The sequence below is a fragment of the Frankia sp. CcCS3 genome, assembly GCF_977927575.1.
Genome location: NZ_CDWRCL010000074.1, coordinates 14,850 through 16,665, shown reverse-complemented (window position 1 = coordinate 16,665; position 1,816 = coordinate 14,850). Strand labels below are relative to the sequence as shown.

General features: G+C 67.8%; 2 protein-coding genes. Both read right to left on the bottom strand.

All coding sequences use genetic code 11. The features are described 5' to 3' along the window. Positions 1 to 465, bottom strand: a 465-nt coding sequence (locus AC08OQ_RS09125; protein WP_476611984.1) for a DEAD/DEAH box helicase, incomplete at its 3' end; no start/stop codon positions are given. 239 nt (positions 466 to 704) lie between these two features. Then, entirely contained in the window at positions 705 to 1,544 is an 840-nt protein-coding gene (locus tag AC08OQ_RS09120) for a helix-turn-helix domain-containing protein (protein WP_476604416.1), read from the bottom strand. Between the last annotated feature and the right edge of the window lie 272 nt (positions 1,545 to 1,816).

The following is a 1,816-nucleotide window of genomic DNA, read 5'->3' as shown; positions in this document are numbered from 1 at the left end:
CTCGCGGTAGTCGGGCCGGAAGTCGTGTCCCCACTGCGAGACGCAGTGTGCCTCGTCGATGGCGAACAGCGCGATCTCGCCCCGGTCGAGCAGCCTGACCGTCGCGTCGGCGCGCAGCCGCTCCGGCGCCAGGTAGAGCAGGTCGAGGTTACCGGCGAGGAAGGCGGACTCCACGTCGCGACGCTCGTCGAACTCCTGCGCGGAGTTGAGGAACCCCGCGCGGACGCCGAGCGCCCGCAACGCGTCGACCTGGTTCTGCATCAGCGCGATGAGCGGTGACACCACGACGCCGGTGCCGCCCCGCACCAGGGCGGGGATCTGGTAACAGAGCGACTTGCCGCCGCCGGTCGGCATCAGGACGAGCGCGTCGCCGCCGTCGACGACATGCTCGATGATCTCCTGCTGGCCGTCCCGGAACGACTCGTAGCCGAAGACGCGGCGCAGCACCTGCGCGACGTCGCTCACGGATCGACCAGGGGGCACGGATCGACCAACGGGAAGGTCATTCTGGTCACTCTATGAGCCGCTGCTCCTCACCGGCTGGTCGCCCGGGCGGACGCCCGGTAGGACGGAAAGACGACTATGGCGAGGCGATACCGTCCGACCGTAGTTACGTGGACCGATTGCCGCGTTTTGCCTCGTTCCCCCGCCTCGTTCCCTCCAGATGCCGTTTCGGGAAGCCGGCCGAGGCACGTACGGACGCGTCATGGGACTCTGGGGTACTGCTTCTTGAGCCGGTCGATGAGCGCGAGCGCGGTGTTCTCCGAGCGGGCCATCGCGCCCCAACCCTCGATGAACAGGCCGTCATAGCTCAATCCGACCCAGCGGCCGGTCAACCGGTCGCCGTGGGGATGCAGGGAGAGGAACAGCGTCCCCTTGGACCGGACCGGTCCGTCGGACGCGACGTACCAACCCATGATTATCTCGTTGTCCCAGACCCGCAGTTCGCCCCACCAGAGGTACCCGCCCTCGTCCACCGACAGGCCGCGGGAGATCGCCTCCATCTGGATGACGTCGCCGACCTGGTTCAGGTTCGCCTCCTGCGAGGTGCGGATCTCCTCGCCGTCCCGGAACGTCTGCCAGGCCGTCCACCAGTGCCCGGACAGGCCGACGGTGTTCCTTGTCCGGCGGTCGGCTCCCTCGGACGTGGACGTGGACGTGAATGTGCGCCCGGGGACGGGGATGGCTGGTGCATCGGATCTCGTGACGGGACCGACGGCGGCCGCGCTCTCCCCGACGGTGAGCTGTCGATGATCCGTGGTGTCCACCTCCTCCAGAGCTCGTCGCCACGGGATGCCCGCCTGACTCCCCTTGTCCTCCAGCCACGCGTGACGACGCAGTTCGATCAGGGAGCCACCGGCGTTCAGCTCTATGTCGATCGCGGTCACGAGCGACTGCGACGGCACCCCGAGCAGTCCGCGTTCAGCCTTCGACAGGTAGCTCGGCTGGTAGCGGACCCGATTGGCGAGCTGGGCCTGGCTCAGTCCAGCCGCTTTCCGTAACTGCACAAGTGCGTTCAGGAGGTCGGTGAGGCAGGGTTGCATGTCCATTTATCGTCTACCCGGGTCCAGGGCAATGGTTCATCGGCCGGCCGTTCTCATCTGGTCTGACTGTTGTCACACCCCGCGAGCCTGCGCCTGGCGCCAGGCTTACCGGGATCTCCGTCGGATCGTCGCACGTGGAGACCGCGGTCCTGACGGCGGTGTGCTGGGCGGGGAACCCGCGCTGTGCCGGGCGGGGAACCCGCGGTGTGCCCCCCGCCCCGTCGGTCGTCTGACGACTCTCACACCCTTCCCAAGCCGCCTGTCGTGCGTAA